We start from the raw sequence: 20,126 nt of genomic DNA, 5'->3' as shown, positions 1-20,126 counted from the left end.
CATGCTGAACCTTGCCGAATACCGCCAGCGGCCCGCGCTGCTGGCCGACTGGCTGCCCTGGGCTGGACTGATCGCGCCGGGTGTCGTCTTGAATAAGGACGGCAGCTTTCAGCGCACGGCGCGCTTTCGCGGGCCTGATCTGGACAGTGCGACACAGGGCGAACTGATCGCCACCACGGCGCGGCTGAACAACGCGCTGCGCCGGCTGGGTTCGGGCTGGGCGCTGTTCGTGGAAGCCGAGCGCCAACCGGCAGCGGACTATCCGCATTCTGACTTCCCTGAACCGCTGTCGTGGCTGGTGGACGAGGAACGCCGCGCCGCCTTCGAGGAATCGGGCAACCACTTCGAGAGCGCCTATCACCTGACGCTGGCCTACCTGCCGCCCGAAGAATCCCGCGTCCGTGCGGCCAAGCTGCTCTACGAGCATGCACCGGGCGATGGCGTGGACTGGCGCGGTCGGCTCGATGCCTTCGTGGCGGAAACCGATCGCGTCTTTGACCTGCTCGATGGCGTGATGCCGGAAATCGCCTGGCTGGACGATGCCGCGACGCTGACCTATCTGCACGCGACCATCTCGACGCGGCGCTACCGCGTGGGCGTGCCGGAAGTGCCGTTTCACCTCGACGCGCTGCTGGCCGACTCCGCCCTGGTCGGCGGCCTCGCGCCCATGATGGGCGACCAGCACCTGCGCGTGGTGTCGGTTCGGGGCTTCCCGACCTCGACCTGGCCGGGCCTGCTGGACGACCTCAACCGCCTGGGCTTTGCTTACCGCTGGAGTACGCGATTTCTCTGCCTCGACAAAGCCGAGGCGGAAAAGGAACTGGGCCGCCTGCGCCGCCAATGGTTTGCCAAGCGCAAGAACGTCATCGCGCTGCTGCGCGAAACGATCTTTCAGCAGGAATCGCCCTTGGTGGACACGGATGCCAGCAACAAGGCGGCCGACGCGGACGCCGCCTTGCAGGAGCTGGGCAGCGATCAAGTGGCCTTCGGCTACCTCACCGCCACGGTGACGGTACTCGATGCCGACCCGACCGTGGCCGACGAAAAGCTGCGCATGGTGGAGCGCGTCATCCAGGGGCGCGGCTTCGTCACCATCCCCGAAACGCTCAACGCCGTAGATGCGTGGCTGTCGTCCGTCCCTGGCAATGCCTATGCCAACGTGCGCCAGCCCATCGTCTCGACGCTGAACCTGGCGCACATGGTGCCGGTGTCCGCCGTGTGGGCCGGCCCGGAGAAGAACGCCCACCTCGACGGCCCGCCGCTGGTCGTCACCCGCACCGATGGCGCGACGCCGTTCCGGCTGGTGACGCACATCGGCGACGTGGGCCACACGCTGGTCGCCGGGCCGACCGGCATGGGCAAATCCGTCCTGCTGGCGATGCTCGCCTTGCAGTTCCGCCGCTATCCCGGCTCGCGCATCTTCGCCTTCGATATGGGGCGCTCGATACGCGCCACGGTCCTGGGCCTCTGCGGCGAACACTACGACCTGGGCAACGACGGAGCGATTGCGTTCCAGCCGCTGGCTCGCATCGACCAGGAGGGCTACCGCACCTGGGCCGCCGAATGGGTGGAAGGCCGCTTGCTGCACGAAGGCGTGGCCATCGGCCCGGACGAGAAGGCCGCGATCTGGTCGGCACTCGGCAGCCTCGCCGGTGCGCCGGTTGAGCAGCGCACGCTGACGGGTCTGTCGGTGCTGCTGCAATCGAACGCACTGCGCCAGGCGCTCGCGCCCTATGTGCTGGGTGGTGCCCACGGCAAGCTGCTGGATGCCGATGCCGACCGCCTGGGTTCCGGCAGTGTGCAGTGCTTCGAGATGGAAGAACTGATGCACAGCCCCGCAGCCGTGCAAGCGGTGCTGCGCTACCTGTTCGCCCGCTTCGATGCACGTTTCGACGGTGCGCCCACCCTGCTGATCCTCGATGAAGCGTGGCTGTTCCTTGATGAACCATCGTTTGCGGCGCGCATCCGGCAATGGTTGAAGACGCTGCGCAAGAAAAACGTGTCGGTGATCTTCGCCACACAGAGCCTGGCCGACATCAAGGATTCGACCATCGCACCCGCGATCATCGAAAGCTGCGCGAGCCGGATTTTTCTCCCCAACCCACAAGCGACCGAACCGCAGATTCGCACGATCTACGAAGGCTTCGGACTGAACTCGCGGCAAATCGAAATCGTCGCCACCGCGCAGCCCAAGCGTGACTACTACTACCAATCCCGCTTGGGAAATCGCTTGTTCGACCTCGATCTGGGGCCGGCTGCGCTCGCCTTCGCGGGCGCATCAACTCCGCAAGACCAACGCGACATTGACCGCGTGCTGACGCAGGCCGGCGCTCCCGGCTTTGCCGGCGCGTGGCTGCGCCATCGCGGCCTCGATTGGGCCGCCGACCTGCTTCCGTCCTCGCCGGCGGCGGCTTCTTTCCTTTCCCAACCACGACAGGAGAACCTGCCATGAAGACCCGTGTGCTTTCCGTAACGCTGGCCGCCGCGCTGTCAGTGTCGCTGCTGGCCGTGCAGCCCGCATCGGCGCTGACGGTGTTCGACCCGTCCAACTTCGTGCAGAACACGCTGACCGCTGTTCGCACGCTGGAGCAGATCAACAACCAGATCAACCAGCTTCAAAACGAAGCGCAGATGCTGATGAACCAGGCGCGCAACCTGGCGAAGCTGGATTTCAACATCGTTAACCGCCTGCGCTCGACGCTCGCCACGACCGAACGCTTGATCGCCGAGGCGCAGGGGCTGGCTTTTGATGTGCAGAACATGGATGCCACGTTCTCGCGCCTGTACCCGGAGCAGTACGCCGCCACCGTCAGCGGCGACCAGATGCTGCGCGATGCGCAGGAACGCTGGAAGAACACCCTGAACGGCCTGCACACCGCAATGCGGATGCAGGCGCAGGTGTCGCAGAACCTGGCCCAAGACGAAAGCGCGCTGGCCGACCTTGTGAGCCAGAGCCAATCGGCCACGGGTGCCTTGCAGGCCATGCAGGCGACGAACCAGCTTCTGGCCTTGCAGGCCAAGCAGTCCATCCAGGCCCAGCAGCTCCAGATCACGCAAGACCGCGCGGCCTCGCTGGAACTGGCGCGGCAGGCGGCGGCTGTGGAGCGCGGGCGCGAAGTGACCCGGCGCTTTCTGGGCAGCGGCACGCCGTACAGGCCTGAACGCGTGAATTTCTACGGGAACTGACGAAGGGGCTGCCATGAACAACGTGACGGTCATTGATCGCTTCCTCGATACCTTCTCGCGCTACATCGACTCGGGCTTTGGGCTGCTGCAGGGCGAAGTGGCGTTCCTGACCGCCACGTTGATCGTCATCGACATGACGATTGCCGGGCTGTACTGGGCGATGAGCCACGCCACCGGCCAGGGCGAGGACGTGATCGCCAAGCTGCTGCGCAAGGTGCTCTACGTCGGTGCCTTCGCCTACATCCTCAACAATTTCAACTGGCTGGCCGGCATCGTGTTCCGCTCCTTTGCCGGACTGGGTCTGACCGCATCCGGCTCGACGCTGACGATGGAGAACTTTCTTCAGCCGGGCCGATTGGCCAAAACAGGCATTGACGCGGCTGCGCCGCTTCTTGACCAGATCAGCGACATGGCGGGCTTTCCCGAAGTGTTCGTGAACATGACGCCCATCGTGGTCATGTTCCTGGCCTGGGCGATGGTGATTCTTTGTTTCTTCGTGCTGGCGATCCAGCTTTTTATCACCCTGATCGAATTCAAGCTGACCACGCTCGCGGGCTTTGTACTGGTGCCATTCGCGCTGTGGAACAAGACCTCATTCCTCGCCGAAAAGGTGCTGGGCAATGTGGTGTCGTCGGGCATCAAGGTACTTGTACTGGCTGTGATCGTCGGCATCGGCTCAAGCCTGTTCGCCCAGTTCCAGGTGCATCCGGCCGAACCCTCTATCGACCATGCCCTGGTCATCATGCTGGCCGCGCTCACGCTGCTGGCGTTGGGGATCTTCGGCCCAGGCATTGCCACCGGGCTGGTATCGGGTGCGCCGCAGTTGGGTGCAGGGGCCATGGCCGGTGCTGCCCTTGGCGCTGCTGGTGCGGCGGTTGCCGTAGGGGCTGCCGCCACAGGCGTGGGCGGTGCCGTGATGGCCGGGGCAAAGATGGCACCGGCTGCTGCCAAGCTCGCAGGGGCTGGTGCGCGAGCCGCCACCTCAGCAGCTGGCAGCGCCAAGTCGGCATTTCAGGTCGGTTCCGCTGCTGCGGGCGGAGGTGCCAAAGGCGCGATGGCGGGGCTGAGTAATGTTGCCAAGAGTGGCGCGCAGGCGGCTGGCCAACGCGCCGGTGCAGGCATCAAGTCAGCGGCGGCGAAGACGGCTGCGCCTTTCAAGGCGGGCTGGCAAGGCTCTGGCACAGATGGTGGCTCAGGTGGTGGCGCTGCCGCTTCCGAGCAAGCCGCCGGCTCTGGAGAAGCCAACTCTCAGAAGCAAGAACAACCCGGCTGGGCCAAGCGCCTGCATCGCCGCCAACAACTCACCCAGGCCACTACGACTGCCGCGCACACGCTGCGCGGTGGCGACGGAGGTGGTTCGGGCCAAGGCCCAAGCCTGCGGGATTCCGATAGCTGATTTTCAAGGAGAACTCCATGCGATTCAAACGACCTCAGGTGCGCTATGCCGATACGCCGCAGCCTGCAACTCCATACCAATCCGCTGCCCAAGTCTGGGACGAGCGCATCGGCTCGGCCCGGGTGCAGGCCAAGAACTGGCGGCTGATGGCCTTTGGCTGCCTGATGCTCGCGCTGCTGATGGCCGGTGGCCTGGTGTGGCGCTCGGCCCAGTCCATCGTCACGCCCTATGTCATCGAGGTCGATCAGTCCGGCCAGGTGCGCACCGTGGGCGAAGCGGCCACGCCGTACCGGCCCACCGATGCGCAGACCGCGCACCACATCGCGCGCTTCATGACGCTGGTGCGCTCACTGTCAATCGACCCGATCGTTGTGCGGCAGAACTGGCTCGATGCCTACGACTACACCACCGACCGGGGTGCGGCAGTGCTGAACGACTACGCCCGCACCAATGATCCGTTCGCCCGCATCGGCAAGGAATCGGTGACGGTGCAGATCACCAGCGTGGTTCGCGCCAGCGATGCGTCGTTCAACGTGCGCTGGACAGAACGCCGCTACGTCAAGGGGGCGGCTGCTGGCCTGGAGCGATGGACGGCAGTGGTGTCCATCGTGCAGCAGACCCCGCGTACCGAAGAACGCCTGCGCCGCAACCCGCTGGGCATCTACGTCAATGGCCTGTCTTGGAGCCGTGAACTGGATTCTTCTGAAGGAGTGAAGCCATGAGTGTGCCTTTCCGTTTTTACGCTTTGCCGTTGTTGTTTCTTGCCTTGGCAGGCTGCGCCACGCAGGGCAAACCGCCGCCGGTGATCTCGCTCGATGAAGCGGTGCAAGCGCAGCCATTGCCCGAACCGCCCAAGCCCATCGAAGTCGTGACGATGCCTGAGCCCTTGGCGTTGCCTGCGCAGTTAAAGCCGCTGCCGGAGGTCGATGCAACCCCAACGGCACCGGAGCCTGCCGACGAGAAGGTGCGCGTCTCGCGTGCCAATGCTGAAGCGCGTATCGCGCCGACCCGCGAGGGCTACGTCAATGCAATCCAGGTCTGGCCATTCACCGACGGCGCGCTGTACCAAGTCTATGCGTCCGTGGGCCGTGTGACGGTGATCGCGCTCCAGCCCGGCGAGGAACTGGTAACGGTCGCTGCGGGTGACACGGTGCGCTGGATCGTGGGCGACACGTCCAGCGGCAGCGGTGCCGATCTGCGCGTCAATGTGTTGGTCAAGCCTATTCGCTCCGGGTTGAAGACCAATCTGGTCATCACCACCAGCCGCAGGACGTACCTGCTGGAACTGACTTCGACCGACAAGGCATGGATGGCATCGGTGTCCTGGGACTATCCCAAGGATCGGATGCTGGCCTTGCAGCGCCAGGCGGAGGCCGCCAGCGCCGCCGCGCCGGTCGATACCGGTCTCTCGCTGGAGAAAATCCGTTTCCGCTACGCGATCAGCGGTAGTAATCCACCATGGAAGCCGCTGCGCGCTTTCGACGATGGCGAGAAGGTGTATATCCAGTTCCCGGCAGGCATCGCCCAAGGCGAGCTGCCGCCGCTGTTTGTCATCGGCGCACAGGGCGACGGGCAACTGGTGAACTATCGCTTCCGCTCGCCGTACTACATCGTGGATCGCCTGTTCGGTGCAGCCGAACTGCGCCTGGGAGCCGACAAGGGCGACGTGGTGCGCATCGAGCGCACGGATGGCATCGCCGGGAGGAACTGAGCATGAGCCAGGATGACATTCCCGACCTTACCACGCCGCAGGCGGGCAAGGTAGCACCCGAGGCGGTAGCGCTGCGTGCTCAGCCGCGCCCGGTCACGCGCTTGAACCGGCGTACGCTGGCCATGCTCGCAGGCGGCTTATCGGTTGGCGTGATGGGCGCGCTGATCTGGTCGCTGCAACCGCAGCAACGCGGCGCGGGCGAATCCACCGAGCTGTACAACGTGGATCGCGTCTCGCGCTCCGAAGGACTGGATGCGCTGCCGACAGACTATTCAAAGCTGCCAGCGCTGCCGCCCGATGTGCCGGAGCTGGGCCCACCATTGCCGGGTGATTTGGGGCCAGCCATCGTCAATTCACAACAGCCGGTCGCCGCCACCTATGCCGCGCCGGGCTACGACCCCAACGATGCGCTGCGCAAGGAGGAAGAAGCGGCTGCAGCTTCGTCGGTGTTTTTCCGCGCCGGCTCCCCGCAGGCTGCGCCAGTGGCGCAGTCGCAAGTCGCTGCCGCGCCTGGCTTCGCCGCCAATGCTGCTTTCGATCCGCTCGCCGCTGGCCCGGCCTCGACGGCGGCTCAGCCTGCCGACCCGACTGCTGTGCAGAACCGGCAAGACCAGAAAGAAGCGTTCCTGACAGGCGGTTCTGTAGAAACCCGTAATTCCGGCAACCTGCAAATGCCGACATCGCCATATCAGGTCATGGCTGGAACCGTGATTGCTGGGGCGCTGGTTACGGGCATCAAGTCCGACCTGCCAGGCGATGTCATCGCCACGGTGACGGAGCCGGTCTATGACACGGCGACCGGCAAGTTTCTGCTGATCCCGCAGGGCTCGCGCATCCTGGGCAAGTACAACAGCCAGGTCAGCTACGGACAGAGCCGTGTGCAGGTAATGTGGAACCGCATCATCCTGCCCGATACCTCATCGCTCACGCTCGACAACCTGGTCGGCACCGACCCAGCAGGCTATGCCGGTCTGGAAGACGATGTGGACTGGCATTGGGATCGGATATTTGCTGGCGCGGTCATGACCACCTTGCTGGGCGTGGGAGCCGAGCTGGCTGCGCCCGAGAATCGTCGGAATGGTGATCGCGTCATCATCGCCGGACGCGACAGCCTGCAGGACACCGTGAATCAGGTTGGCCAGGAAGTGACCCGGCGCAACCTCAACATCCAGCCCACGCTGACGATCCGGCCTGGAATTCCGGTGCGTATCGTGATCGGTCGCGATCTGGTACTCCGCCCGTACCAGCCGCTCTTTTTCAACAAGGGGACTTCGAGATGAGCACGACTAGGAAATTGCGGCTGGGGCCGCTACCCAAGACCGAAAGCGTCAAACTGACCTTCGCCTGCCCGGCGAGCCTGAAAGCCGATCTTGACCGCTACGCCGCACTTCATGCGCAGACTTATGGCGAAGCGGTCGATGCGACGACACTGATTCCGCACATGCTGGAGGCGTTCATGGCGGGGGATCGGGGGTTCAAGAAGAAAACCTCCTGATTCCAGGGCGACAGGTACCTTTTTGGTGATTAAATGGCATTTATAAGTTGCAAGGAACTATGCAGAATTGTCATGACATGAGTCCTGAAACCTTGCTCGTTCGAAAGCCCCCTTGGACGCCGCCTCGATGCCTGCCACACACAAGACACTTCACCTCATTCCAGACACTAATGTGTTCATGCAATGTAGACACCTTCACGAGCTGCCTTGGAGTACAGCATTTCCAGAGTGGGATGCCATTGTCGTCGTGCTTGTTGCACCAGTAATAAGAGAAATTGATAGACAAAAAGGAGGACAGGGCCGTTTGGCTAAACGTGCGCGAGCCGCCAATAGCTTAATTGGCCGACTCATTGATTCACCTCACGTTGAACTTTCAGGCGAGAGGGCGCGGCCGATAGTAACCTTAGTTGCTATGCCTGAGCTCAGGCCAAATCCCTCTCTTCAAGACGACTTAGATTTTACCCAGGCTGATGATTCCATCGTGGGTATCGTTTCAGCGTTTTTAAATGCTCAAGAAGGACGGCCTGTTGCCCTGTTATCGAATGACAATGGGCCATTGATGAGTGCGCGTCGTGTAGGCGTCCCGTTTCATCGGGTGCCGTCAGATTGGTTGCTTCCCGCCGAGGGTGACGAGGATCAAAAGCGCTTACGAGCACTGGAGGGGGAAGTCAAACGCTTGAAAAGCGCTGAGCCGATGTGCGTTATCCAGCCACATGGGGAACCATGGGAGTTCGGCGTGGAGCGCTTTCAACCTTTGACGGAAGAACAAATACAATCATTGATGACGACGCTTAAGGAACGATTTCCAGCGGCAACTGATTTCGGCTCACGAGAAAAAGCAGAGCGCCGCCCGGGGCTCGGACTAAGCGGAATTGATGCACTTTATGGGCGGGAGGAGTTTGTCCCTGCATCCGATGAAGAAATAACTCTCTACCAGAATGAGCAATATCCAGATTGGCTGTCGAGCTGTGAGACATGTTTCCGCGAATTGCATCACCAACTCCATGGTGCTAAAGAACTGCCAAGAATCGAAGTGGATTTACTCAACGAAGGTTCACGTCCTGCTGAGGGAGTGAGAGTAGTATTTTATCTTCGTGGTGGTGGCTTATTGCTGAAGCTGCCCCAAGAAGACGATGTATCAGAGAGTCTTGATGACGACGAAAACCTAAGTCGAGAAATTGAAATGGCCAGCCGCCGTATTGCACTGCCGCGTCGGCCATCTGTGCCAACTGGCCATTGGAAGAGAACTAGTGTCAGTAGTTTGATGGGGGCAATGAACCGAGCAGGAATACTGTCCTCAATGGTGCGACCCCTAACGCCTCTTATCAATCCCCCCGCGTTTCCTACTCCCCGCGAACCTGATGCCTTCTATTGGAAAACGGGTGCACGCCCGGAACACCCAAGGCCCGGGACTGAACTCACCTGCGAACAATGGCGGCACCGTACAGAGCCCGAATCGTTTGAATTCGAGATTATTTCACCATTTGATAGGGATGAGTGTGTAGGGGCGTTGCATGTGGAGATTCATGCATCGAATCTTACAGACCCCATCAAGAAGGCAATTCCGATTAAGGTATCCGTCAGGATAGGGAACACTTGGGAAAAGGCGACCGAACTGATTGAGCAGCTCGGCTAATTCAGTGGCGTGAAGGAGTGAGCTATGATGACTGGGTGCCTGCTTGTGCTTTGCAAAACTTCGTCGCTGCAGCGCGCCTCGGCTTGCTTTCCCAAGGCTCTTACGTGGCTCCCAGCCTGTAACGCTGCACCCCCTGAAAGCGGCACGAAACAGAGCTAACCTATTGCCCCATATATGGTTTCAAGCCTCTCGTGATTTGCACGAAAGGCTTGACACCGGCCCTTTTTTGTGGCCGTTGCGCTGAGCGCAGCGGTCTGCAACATGGCGCTGATGCTGTTCTTTCACCTGATGTCCAAAGGCCAGCCCTATCTTCCCATCGTGGCGGTCTGCTGGGTCGGCTTTACCCTGATCCACCTGCTGCACTGGGCCTGGATACGGCGGCATCCGCGTCAGCTGGTGGGCACCAGTCTGCGCACGGGCCTGTTCTATTGCTCCAACCTGTGTGTGACGGCATTGTGGCTGCCACCAGATCCATTGCTGCCCATATGGCTGATCCTGCAGGTGATAGGCGCTTTCATCATGCTGGGCCGCATCTGGGGCTGGGGCACCCTGGGGCTGACCTTGGGGGCAAGCCTGTGGCTGCTGGGCCGGCTGGATCTCTCGGCCTATCCGAATGTGTACGAGACCCTGTGCTTCACCATGTTTGCGAGTGCTCTGATGGGGCATATCTATGTGGCCCGCTTTTACTATCTCTATGACCGTCTCCAGGAGCAGCAGCAGGCCTTGCAGCTTCTTGCCAGCTATGACCCGCTGACGCACGCGCTCAATGCGCGTGCCTATTACGAGCAGTCGAACGCCCAGCTTCACCTGTGCCAGCGCCTGGGCCTGCCGGTATCCGTGCTGTTTGTGGATCTCGACCATTTCAAGAGCATCAATGACAACTATGGCCATGCAATGGGCGATCATGTGCTGCGTCAGGCCGGCATGGTGCTCAGGGAGTGTTTGCGCGAAAGCGATCTGCTGGGCCGGGTCGGCGGAGAGGAGTTCTCTATCTTCCTGCCGAACACGGCCCTGGAAAGCGCGCGCAATGTGGGCGAGAACATACGTGCGGCGCTGGAGAGCCTGCCCATCTCGTTTCATGAGCAGGTGTTGCGCGTGACCGCCAGCATAGGCGTGAGCTGCAGCCCTGCTCATTGCGATCCGCCGCCACTGCTGGAGCGTCTGCAGCAGCGTGCCGACCAGGCGATGTATGAGGCCAAGCATTCGGGGCGCAACCGCGTGGTCTGCGAAGGGTTTGAGGCCGTGGCCATGTCCTGAAGTACCCGTAGGCCGGGGCCTCAAATGGGGGCTTGTTGAGGTCGCCTCCGAATCCCCATGCCATCGCCGTGACCATGGCTGGTGGATGCCTGCCGCGACTCGTGATTTAGACCCGCTTGTATGTTTGCAGGTGTCGGTCCGCGCTAAGAGCGTGTTCATGATCTCTACGTTGGCGCGCCGCGAGGGGATCGTGAACACGCTCTTAGCGAACCTCCAGTGCCGGGGGCTAGACGATGAGCATTACCAGCAGCACCAGGCTCAGCAGGCCGATATAGGCGCGGGCATGGGTGCGGTCGGCAATCTTGCCAATCCAGAGGCCGCCGAGGCGGATGCCCAGCCAGGAGCCGGCCACCAGCGCCAGACAGGCCGCAAGGTCCACATAGCCTGCATACCAGTTGCCCAGCGGCGCCATGTCGCGCGAGGTCAGCAGCGCATAGCTCAGGCTGGCGGTCACGGCCATGGGCAGGGACAGGGGATTGGCCATGGCGGTTGCCGCCGTCATGCTGGCGCCACGCCTGCGCATCAGCGGGACGGTCATCACGCTGCCGCCCACGCCCAGAAAGGCGGCAATCGCGCCTATGACCAGACCGAAGCCCGCTGCCTGGGGACGGCTGATGGGAGACATGCGCTGTGCTGAGGCGTCGGGCTGGCGCAGGAATCCCGAGCGCAGCAGGCTGTCCAGAATCGTCAGTCCCAGATAGGCGATGAAGGCCCAGCGCAGCCAGTCTCCACCAAAGCGCGTGGCGGCGAATGCGCCCAGGGCTGCGCCCACGGCCATGAAGGCCATCAAGGGGCGCACCTGCTCCCACTGCAGCGTGCCGGCCTTGTGATGGCGCAGCGTGGCCATGGAGGCCGCAAAAATCATCACGCAGGTCGAGGTGGCAACGGCCACATGCATGGCGGCCTCGCCAATGGCACTGTGCGGACCGTAGGTGGTCAGCAGCACCGAGTACAAAAGCGGAACGACGACAAAGCCGCCACCAAAGCCGAACAGAACGGTGGTGATTCCGGCCAGCAGGCCGAACAGCAGCAAGATGAAATACATGATTGGCGTAACGGAATGGGGAAAGCTACACAATAGGCGGCCATGAGTTGGCCCGCATTCGAAGATGGGTCATTGATGTTTGAGATTCGGCCAGACTCGCGTCTGGCACTGAGGTATGCGAAACATTGCATTGAAGAGCGTGGATGCCGTGGATCGTGCGGTGCTGGCCATAGGCACGGACTATGCGCACGGCAGCCTGCTGAATATGCATTCCCACAGGCGGGCCCAGATGCTGTATGGAATGAGCGGTCTCATGGAGGTCGAGACCTCGGATGGCGCCTGGGTGATTCCACCGTTCAGCGGGGTCTGGATTCCTGCGGGCAAGCCGCACCAGGTGCGCATGCAGGGCGTGAGCACGCGCAGTCTCTACATAGAGCCTGCGGCCGTGCCGCGTACGGGCAGGCATTGCGAGGTACTGGTTGTTTCAGCGCTTTTGCACCAATTGCTGCTGGCCTCCGCAGATCTGCCTGCGCTTTATGAGGAGCAGGGGCGCGATGGTGCCCTGGTGCAACTCCTGCTGCATGAGATCGCCCTGGCCCCGACCATGCCGCTGTTCGCTCCCATGCCAGAAGACGAGAGGCTTGCGGGTCTGTGCAAGGCCTTCATGCAGTCTCCGCATATCCGCGCCAGCCCCGAGGATTGGGCGCGGGAGCTGTGCAAGAGCCCTAGAAGCTTTACGCGGTTGTTTCGCCAGCAGACCGGCATGTCGTTTGGTGCATGGCGCCAGCAGGCCTGTCTCATGGCGGCCTTGTCCAGGCTCGCGGCTGGGGCCAGCGTGACCGAGGTGGCGCTGGACCTGGGCTATGACAGCCCCAGCGCCTTCTCCACCATGTTCAAGAGACAGCTGGGCCAGCCGCCCTCGGGTTTTGCGCGCGCCCTCAGCCCGGCGCACTAATCTTGCCGGCTCATGCGGTCGATGAAGCGCTGGCTTGCCGGTGAGAGCGAGCGCCCGATGCGGGTGACCAGGCCTATGGGCCTTGACACGGCTGGCTGGGACAAGGGCACGGCCACGAGGTCCTGCATGTCCGCCAGGCCCAGGGCGAAGCGGGGCAGGGCCGTCACCCCGAAGCCGGCCTTGACCAGCGCGCAGCAGGCGGCGACGCTTGCAGTTTCCATGACCGGCTGCACCTGCAGGCGCTTGCGGATGAAGACCGGGTCCACGATGCTTCTGATGCTGCTGCCTGCCTGCACGGTCAGGTAGTCGCGTCCCATGAAGGCGCTCCAGGGCAGGCTGTTGCTGGCAGCCAATGGGTCGCCCGCTCGGCAAAGCAGCATCATCGGATCGTTGCACAGGTGCTGGTATTTGAGGCGTTGGTCCTGAGCGGGTTTGGTACACAGGCCGAAGTCGGCATGGCCGTCCTCGATGGCTGCCAGCAAGGGCTCGGCGGGTAGCTCCAGAAGCCTGAACTCGACTTCGGGATACTCGCGCCTGAAGCCCGCAATGGCCTGCGGCAGCAGGGCGACGCTGATCGAGGGCAGGGCTGCCACCGTGATCCGGCCGCGGTGGCCTTGCATGAAATGCCCCAGCTCACCAAGGGCGCTGTCGAAGTCGCGCAGCACGCGGCGTGCAATGTGCAACAGCTCTTCGCCGGCTGGCGTGATGCTCACATGCCGCGTATCCCGATCGAAAAGCCGCATGCCCAGGGTTTCTTCTGCGAGGCGCAGGGTGCGGCTCAGTGCGGGCTGGGAGATGTCCAGCTGCCGCGCTGCGGCGCGAAAGCTGCCCGCCTCCGCGATGCGGACCACGGCTTCCAGCTGCTGAAGGCTTAGGTTGATGCGCATGAAAGTCTGTTTGATTGATCCATAAAATTTATCACAGATAAAGAATTGAATAGATTCCAATATAGATGAGCGCTGACTAAACTGCCTTCGCATACAGCTAATGAAGAGGATGTGCAGCAATGACAGGGCCGTTGGAAGGTGTGACCGTCGTCGAGCTTGGGCAGGTGCTGGCCGGTCCTTTTGCGGGGGCGATATTTGCTGATCTGGGTGCCGAGGTCATCAAGATCGAGCGCCTCGAGGGCGGTGATGACGGGCGTCGCATGGGGGCAGAGTTCCGTCAGGGCGATGCGCTGAACTTCCATGTCTTCAATCGCGGCAAGCGCTCGGTGGCGCTGGACTTGCGCTCGCGTGAGGGGCTTGAGGCATTCGAGACGTTGGTGGCCAGGGCCGATGTGCTGATCCACAACTTGCGCCCCGATGTGCCCAAGGCCTTGGGCCTGGACGGCCCTTCGCTTTGCGCTCGTCATCCGCGCCTGATCTATGGGGAGATCTCCGCCTTCGGGCATCGTGGGCCCATGGCCTTGCGCCCGGGATACGAGCCCCTGATCCAGGCCTTCAGCGGCCTGTCCAGCCTCAATGGCGGGCCCGATGACCCGCCGCTGCGCGCGGGTGCCTCGATATGCGATCAGGGCAGCGGGATGTGGCTGGTGATTGGTGTTCTGTCCATGCTGCACCGGCGCGCGCAGACCGGGCGTGGCGGCCTGCTGCAGACCTCGCTGCTGGAAACGGCGCTGGCCTGGAGTGCCCAGAAGAGCGATGCCTTTCTGAACGAGGGCCACCTGCCGCAGCGCCATCGTTCGGGCCATCCGGGCTTTGTGCCCTATGAGGCCTTTGAAACGGCCGATGGCCCGCTGCTGGTCTGCTGTGGCAATGACCGCCTGTTTGCCAAGCTGGCCCGGGTGCTGGGATGCAGCCAGTGGCTGGAGGATCCGCGTTTCATGAGCAACCGTGCGCGGCTGCAGAACAAGGCGGCGCTGCTCGCCGATCTGGAGCCGGCCTTGCGCAAGCGCTCCAGGGCCGCATGGGTGGCGCTGTTCGAGGCCGAGGGCGTGCCGTGTGCGCCCATCCACGATGTGCCCGAGGCCTTGGCCACTCCCCAGGTAAAGGCCCAGGACATGCTGGCCCCCGTGCCCGGCCAAGACTTTTGCCTCACCGCTCTGCCCCTGTCTTTCGATGGTGCCCGTCCAGGGATCTCGGCCCCGGCGCCGCGCCTAGGGGAGCACAACGCGCTCTACGGGCTTGCGGCTGCGAAAGCCTCATGACTCGCCTCATCACTCAGCCGATAAAAAAGGAGACAGCAACATGATCCACCCCCGTTGGCGTATTGCCATGCTGTGTGCGGCCGCAATGGCGGCCATCGTGCCGGGCGCTCGGGCCCAGCCGGGCTTTCCGAGCAAGCCCATGACCCTGGTGGTGCCGTTTGCCGCAGGCAGCGGCACCGACCAGCAGGCGCGCGTGCTCGCCCAAGTGCTCAGCGACGACACCAGGCAGCCCGTGATCGTCGAGAACAAGGCCGGTGCCAGCGGTCTGATTGCAGCCCAGCATGTGGCCAAGGCTGCTCCCGACGGCTATACGGTGCTCATCACCACGAACACGACCCAGGCGGCGAATGAGCATTTGTTCAAAAGCCTGCCCTACGATCCGGTCAAGGATTTTGCCCCGGTCAGCCTGTTGTCCAAGGGCCAGATGCTGTTGCTCGTGCGCACCGACTCGCCTTATAAGACACTGGCCGATCTGCTTGCGGCGGCGAAAAAAAGCCCTGGCAAGCTCAACTTCGGCAGTGGCTCCTCTTCCAGTCGCGTGGCCAGCGAGCTGCTCAAGCAGCTGGCTGCGGTGGAGATGGTGGATGTGCCCTACAAGAGCAACCCCATGGCGATCACCGACCTTCTGGGAGGGCAAGTGGACTTCATGTTCGCCGATGCGCCTACGGCACTGCCCCAGGTCCAGGCTGCAAAGCTGCGCGCGCTGGCGGCCAGCGGGCGTCAAAGAATGGCCGTGGCGCCAGACATTCCCACCGTGGATGAATCAGGGGTCGCAGGCTATGACATGAGCTACTGGACCGCCGCCTACATGCCTGCAGGCACACCTGCAGCCATCGTGGAGAGGTTCAACCAGTTGCTGGCGAAAGTCTCGGCCTCTGCCGAGGTCAGGAATTTCCAGCTCAAGGCCAGCGGTGAGATCGCCCTGAGCAGCCCGCAGGGCCTGGCCCGGTTCCAGGCGGCCGAGTCCAGGAAATGGGGACGCATCATCCGAGAGGCAGGAATCCAGCCTGAATAACAGGCCTGTGCAGTGCACCCGACCAACAGAGCGTACTGGTCGAAAAACAAGGGCTCATTCATAAAATCCAAAGGAGACAAAAATGGCTTTTCCATCATGGCCGCGCCCCGTGCTGCTGGGCGCGACGGCACTGTGCTGCGCGCTTGGCGCCCAGGCCCAGAGCAATCTTGCGTTCTACGGCTTTCTCGATCTGAGCGTGACTTCCAGCGACAACGGCGCACGCGGCTCGGGCCGGGTCACCGGCCTGTCCTCGGGGGTGGGCACAGGCTCGCGCATAGGCTTGCGGGGTCAGGAAGATCTGGGGGGCGGCCTCAAGGCCTTGTTCCAGCTGGAGATGGGGCTGGAGGCCGACAGCGGAGCCTTGAAGACCTTTACCGGCAACTATGCTTCGGCCACACCGTCAGCTCCTGGGGGACTGCCTTCGACCGGCGGCTTCAACCGCCGCTCCCATGTCGGCCTGCAGTCGGACTGGGGAACCGTCTTGCTGGGGCGCGACTACACGCCCATGTATTACACGGCTCTGGCAACGGATACCCTCAAGCTCGCCTATCTTGGCAATGTCCAGGGCCTGCTTTCTCTGGCTGGTGGCTCGGAGCGCCTGGCGCGCATGAGCAATGGCGTCTTCTATACCTCGCCTCAGCTCGGCGGCCTGCGCCTGCGCGCGGCCTATGGCTTTGGTGCTGAAAGCCCGGGAGGCGCGGGCAATCCGCCCAAGGATGCGCATACGCTTTATGGTGTGGGCGCAGACTTCAGCACGGGTGGTCTGGTGCTGAGCGCGGCCTACCAGCAGATCAAGCTGCCGACTGTGGGCGGCGCCCCGCTGGAATTCACGGGCCTGCGTACACGCAAGGACCTGATTTTCGGAGCCCAGTACAGAACCGGCCCATGGCTGCTGTCCGCCGGACACTTTCGTGTCAACGCCCCGCAAAAGGGTGAGGACACCTGGCTGGGAGCGGGCTATACGTTTGGTGTGAACACCGTCAAGCTGCAGGTCCAGAGGCTGCGCCAGGACAATCCCTCCGGCAAGGACAGAAGGGCCACCGTCGTGGGCGCGGTTTTCGAGCATGGCCTGTCCAAGCGCACATCGCTGTATACCTCCTACAGCCGCTCCAGCAACAATGCGACCGGGCAGTTCGGCGTCACGGGCAGCGACACCTCCTTTGCTGCCGGGGCTGCAGGCGCCAAGGTCGATGTGCTGGCCCTGGGTGTGAAGCACAGCTTCTGAAGCCGGCATCCAAGTCATGACGTATGAGAGCCAACGCATGATGCCCGCTCCAGCACAGTCCGGCATGGAGCTGGAGTTGCATGGAGCGGTCGCGGTGATCGCCTTCGACCGGCCCGAGCGGCGCAATGCCATGGACATGGAGATGCGCGCGCAATACGCGCATCTCGTGGCGCAGGTCATCGGCGACGACGGCGTGAAAGCCATTGTTCTGACCGGGCGTGGCGGCCATTTCTGCGCAGGTGGAGACATCGGCTCCATGGATGCCGATGGCGGCATGAATGCCGAGTCCGGGCGTGAACGCATGCGCCGGACCTTGCAAAGCGTGTCCGCGCTCTACACCTGCGACAAGCCGGTGCTGGCCGCCGTCGAGGGCTGTGCCTTTGGCGGCGGCTTCGGCATGGCGCTGCTTGCCGATCTGGTGATCGCGGCCGAGGGCGCGCGCTTTTGCATGTCGTTCGCGCGGGTCGGCCTGGTGCCCGACAGCGGCGCGCTTTACACGCTGCCGCGCATTGTGGGGGTGCAGCGCGCCAAGGAGCTGATGCTCAGCGCGCGCGAACTCGATGCCCGGCAGGCACAGGCCTGGGGCATTGCCGCCGAGGTCGTGCCCCGGGGCCAGGCGCTGGCGCGTGCGCTGCAACTGGGCCAGAGCCTGGCCTCGGCGTCACGCTCGGCGGTGGCCATGACCAAGGCTGCGCTCAACACCTCGCTGTCCAGCGACTGGCAGGCCATGCTGGAGCTGGAGGCGAATGCCCAGGGCGTGGCTTTTGCGACCGCCTACCACCGGCAGGCGGTCGAGCGCTTCGTGAACAAGCAGCCGCCGCTGTTCAGGTGGCCGGCGCAGAAAAGCAATTCACTTCAAGGAGACAAAACATGTTGAACCGACGCCATCTTCTGGCCCTGCCTCTGGCCGGCAGTGCCCTGGGCGGAACAAGCGCGTTCGCGCAGCCCGACTTTCCCGGCAAGCCCATCCGGGTCGTCCTGCCGTTTGCCAGCGGCAGCGGCTCGGACAACAGCGTGCGTTATGTGACAAGCAAGGTGGGCGAGGCCATGGGCTGGACCTTTGTCGTGGACAACAAGCCCGGGGGAAACAGCTTCATCGGCGTGCACGACTTCCTGCGTGCGCCGGCGGACGGCCATACCCTGCTGTACTCGGGCGGGACCACGCACGGCGTGAACTCGGCGCTGTTCAGGCAACTGCCCTATGACCCGATCAAGGACATGGTGCCCGTGGTCTCCGTGGTGTTTGCGCCCATGGTGCTGCTGGCCCGGCCTTCTTTGCGCGTGGACAGCGCAGCCCAGCTGATAGAGCTGATCCGCAAAGAGCCTGCAAAGTACACGGCTGCGACCGGCAGTACCTTCCAGCAACTGGCCGTGAACCTGCTGCGTCATGAGGCAGGGCTCGATTTCCGTGACGTTGCCTACAAGGGGAGTGCCCAGTCCATGATGGATCTTGTGGGCGGCCATGTGGACTTCACCATCGTCGACGGCGGTGCGGCCATGCCCATGGTCCGCTCGGGCATGCTCAAGGCCCTGGCCGTGACTTCGGGCCGGCGCGTCTCGGCGCTGCCGTCCACCCCGACCATGGCCGAGGCCGGCCTGCCCGACATACGGCTCAATGGCTGGGCCGCTTTCTTCGCAAAGGCCGGGACACCCGGGCCGGTGCTTGAAAAGCTCAGACAGGCCTTCACCCCCTATCTGCAAAGCGCCGAGTACGAAAAATACGTTGCCGAGAATGCAGGCTTTTACGAGAGCCTGAGCCCCGAGCAGATGAACCAGTTCATCCGCTCCGAGATCGAGCGTGCGAAAAGCACGTTCCAGCGCGCAGGTATCAAGCCGCAATGAGACAGGGAGTTGATATGACTGCAGAGCAAGCCAGGCCGGCTTCGGCCAGTGCCGCTGCGGGGCCGCTGGACGGCGTTCGGGTGCTGGATCTGACCACGGTGTTCATGGGCCCCTCGGCAACCCAGTATCTGGGTGATCTGGGGGCGGATGTGATCAAGATCGAGGCCCCGGTAGGTGATTCCACGCGCGCCATCGGGCCTGGCGGGGAGCAGGGCCTCGGGCCTCTTTTCCTGGGCTTGAACCGCAACAAGCGCAGCGTGGTGCTGGACCTCAAGACGCCGCAGGGCGTCAAGGCCTTGCTGCATCTGGCAAAGAGCGCCGATGTGTTCGCGACCAATGTGCGTCCTGCGGCCATGCGCCGGCTCGGGCTCGGGTATGAGCAGTTGTCGCAGGTCAATCCGCGCCTGATCTATGCGAGCATGGTCGGCTTCTCCCAGCGCGGCCCTTATGCGGGCAAGGCTGCGTTCGACGACATGATCCAGGCGGCCACGGGCCTGGCGGCTGCGGTCGGACAGGCGGGCGGCACCGAGCCGCAATACCTGCCGATCACGATTGCCGATCGCTCGGTCGGCATGTATGCGTTTGGCGTGATCTGTGCGGCCCTGCATGCGCGCCACCGCACGGGCCTGGGGCAGAGCATCGACATACCAATGTTCGAGACCATGATTCCCTATGTGCTGGGGGACCATCTCTATGGTCACACCTTTGCGCCGGCCAGGGGCGGCTTTGGCTATCCGCGGCTGATGTCGCCCAATCGCCGTCCTTACAAGACCAAGGATGGCTATGTGTGCTGCCTGATCTACACCGACAGGCATTGGGCGCTGTTCCTGGAGGCCGTGGGCAAGGCCGGATTGCTGGATACCGATCCGCGCTTCAAGAACATCCGCGCGCGCACCGAGGCCATAGATGCGCTTTACGAGCTCGTGGCCGATGAGCTGGCCCAGCGCACCACGGCCGAGTGGACGCAGCTGCTGCCCGAGTCGGAGATACCCATCTTTCCCATGCATACCCTGGAGAGCCTGCTCGAGGACGAGCACCTTGCCGAGACCGGCTTTTTCCGGCAGACCGAGCATCCGGTGGCCGGCGCCATTCTGGAGACCGCCGTGCCCAGTGAATGGTCGGGCACGCCTCCGGCGCGCAGCCGCCCCGTTCCCGTGCTTGGCGAGCACACGCAGCAGGTGCTGGCCGAGGCCGGCTATGACCCGGCCGAGATCGACAACCTGGTTGCGGCCCTGGACAAGACCAGGCCCGCACCCAAGACAAAGTGAGATGTG

The 20,126-nt window shown here is 63.2% G+C and carries 18 protein-coding genes; 16 read left to right on the top strand and 2 right to left on the bottom strand.

The genetic code is table 11. The features are described 5' to 3' along the window. The first annotated feature begins 1 nt into the window (after position 1). From trbE to G486_RS23190, 9 genes are all read left to right on the top strand, one after another. Positions 2 to 2,452 carry a conjugal transfer protein TrbE gene (gene trbE / locus G486_RS0118080; protein ID WP_027016789.1) on the top strand — a complete coding sequence of 817 codons (2,451 nt, stop codon included), beginning with the start codon at positions 2 to 4 and terminating at the stop codon, positions 2,450 to 2,452. Continuing rightward, positions 2,449 to 3,186: a P-type conjugative transfer protein TrbJ gene (gene trbJ, locus G486_RS0118075; protein WP_027016788.1), complete on the top strand. Its 738-nt coding sequence runs from the start codon at positions 2,449 to 2,451 to the stop codon at positions 3,184 to 3,186. The genes trbE and trbJ overlap by 4 nt, the downstream gene beginning before the upstream one ends. 13 nt (positions 3,187 to 3,199) lie before the next feature. After that, the gene (gene trbL, locus G486_RS0118070) at positions 3,200 to 4,582 is read left to right on the top strand and encodes a P-type conjugative transfer protein TrbL (RefSeq protein WP_027016787.1); all 1,383 of its coding nucleotides are present in this window, start codon (positions 3,200 to 3,202) and stop codon (positions 4,580 to 4,582) included. A gap of 17 nt (positions 4,583 to 4,599) precedes the next feature. Next, positions 4,600 to 5,304, top strand: coding sequence for a conjugal transfer protein TrbF (trbF, locus tag G486_RS0118065; RefSeq protein WP_027016786.1), 705 nt, complete (start codon positions 4,600 to 4,602; stop codon positions 5,302 to 5,304). Then, positions 5,301 to 6,293, top strand: a complete 993-nt coding sequence (trbG, locus tag G486_RS0118060) for a P-type conjugative transfer protein TrbG (RefSeq protein WP_027016785.1) — start codon at positions 5,301 to 5,303, stop codon at positions 6,291 to 6,293. The genes trbF and trbG overlap by 4 nt, the downstream gene beginning before the upstream one ends. A 2-nt stretch (positions 6,294 to 6,295) precedes the next feature. Then, a complete protein-coding gene (locus G486_RS0118055) occupies positions 6,296 to 7,573 on the top strand; it encodes a TrbI/VirB10 family protein (protein WP_027016784.1) in 1,278 nt (425 codons plus the stop codon). Next, a complete protein-coding gene (locus G486_RS0118050) occupies positions 7,570 to 7,788 on the top strand; it encodes a DUF2274 domain-containing protein (protein WP_027016783.1) in 219 nt (72 codons plus the stop codon). The genes G486_RS0118055 and G486_RS0118050 overlap by 4 nt, the downstream gene beginning before the upstream one ends. 127 nt (positions 7,789 to 7,915) lie before the next feature. Beyond that, positions 7,916 to 9,424 carry a PIN domain-containing protein gene (locus G486_RS23775; protein WP_169728621.1) on the top strand — a complete coding sequence of 503 codons (1,509 nt, stop codon included), beginning with the start codon at positions 7,916 to 7,918 and terminating at the stop codon, positions 9,422 to 9,424. Between the two features lie 228 nt (positions 9,425 to 9,652). Then, a complete protein-coding gene (locus G486_RS23190; RefSeq protein WP_051303664.1) occupies positions 9,653 to 10,681 on the top strand; it encodes a GGDEF domain-containing protein in 1,029 nt (342 codons plus the stop codon). 226 nt (positions 10,682 to 10,907) lie between these two features. Here G486_RS23190 and G486_RS0118040 read toward each other — a convergent pair whose 3' ends face one another. Continuing rightward, positions 10,908 to 11,729 carry a sulfite exporter TauE/SafE family protein gene (locus tag G486_RS0118040; RefSeq protein ID WP_156920098.1) on the bottom strand — a complete coding sequence of 274 codons (822 nt, stop codon included), beginning with the start codon at positions 11,727 to 11,729 and terminating at the stop codon, positions 10,908 to 10,910. 112 nt (positions 11,730 to 11,841) lie between these two features. Between G486_RS0118040 and G486_RS0118035 the strand changes: the two genes are divergently transcribed. Further along, a complete protein-coding gene (locus G486_RS0118035; protein WP_027016781.1) occupies positions 11,842 to 12,621 on the top strand; it encodes an AraC family transcriptional regulator in 780 nt (259 codons plus the stop codon). Here the strand turns inward: G486_RS0118035 and G486_RS0118030 are convergent. Further along, positions 12,618 to 13,508, bottom strand: a complete 891-nt coding sequence (locus tag G486_RS0118030) for a LysR family transcriptional regulator (protein WP_027016780.1) — start codon at positions 13,506 to 13,508, stop codon at positions 12,618 to 12,620. The genes G486_RS0118035 and G486_RS0118030 overlap by 4 nt on opposite strands. 119 nt (positions 13,509 to 13,627) lie before the next feature. Between G486_RS0118030 and G486_RS0118025 the strand changes: the two genes are divergently transcribed. From G486_RS0118025 to G486_RS0118000, 6 genes are all read left to right on the top strand, one after another. Beyond that, a complete protein-coding gene (locus G486_RS0118025) occupies positions 13,628 to 14,770 on the top strand; it encodes a CaiB/BaiF CoA transferase family protein (protein ID WP_027016779.1) in 1,143 nt (380 codons plus the stop codon). 40 nt (positions 14,771 to 14,810) lie between these two features. Beyond that, a complete protein-coding gene (locus G486_RS0118020; RefSeq protein ID WP_027016778.1) occupies positions 14,811 to 15,785 on the top strand; it encodes a Bug family tripartite tricarboxylate transporter substrate binding protein in 975 nt (324 codons plus the stop codon). A gap of 82 nt (positions 15,786 to 15,867) precedes the next feature. Then, on the top strand, positions 15,868 to 17,010 hold the full coding sequence (locus tag G486_RS23185; RefSeq protein WP_051303662.1) for a porin: 1,143 nt from the start codon (positions 15,868 to 15,870) through the stop codon (positions 17,008 to 17,010). Between the two features lie 16 nt (positions 17,011 to 17,026). After that, positions 17,027 to 17,887 carry an enoyl-CoA hydratase/isomerase family protein gene (locus G486_RS0118010; protein ID WP_084455411.1) on the top strand — a complete coding sequence of 287 codons (861 nt, stop codon included), beginning with the start codon at positions 17,027 to 17,029 and terminating at the stop codon, positions 17,885 to 17,887. Then, positions 17,881 to 18,852, top strand: coding sequence for a Bug family tripartite tricarboxylate transporter substrate binding protein (locus G486_RS0118005; RefSeq protein ID WP_027016776.1), 972 nt, complete (start codon positions 17,881 to 17,883; stop codon positions 18,850 to 18,852). Before G486_RS0118010 ends, G486_RS0118005 begins: the two co-directional genes overlap by 7 nt. Before the next feature lie 14 nt (positions 18,853 to 18,866). Then, the gene (locus tag G486_RS0118000; RefSeq protein WP_051303661.1) at positions 18,867 to 20,120 is read left to right on the top strand and encodes a CaiB/BaiF CoA transferase family protein; all 1,254 of its coding nucleotides are present in this window, start codon (positions 18,867 to 18,869) and stop codon (positions 20,118 to 20,120) included. The last annotated feature ends 6 nt before the right edge of the window (positions 20,121 to 20,126 follow it).

It is taken from the genome of Comamonas composti DSM 21721, from assembly GCF_000429845.1.
Lineage (GTDB): Bacteria > Pseudomonadota > Gammaproteobacteria > Burkholderiales > Burkholderiaceae_C > Comamonas > Comamonas composti.
Note: the sequence above shows the minus strand (reverse complement) of the source record. Positions and strands in the feature narration are given on the sequence as shown.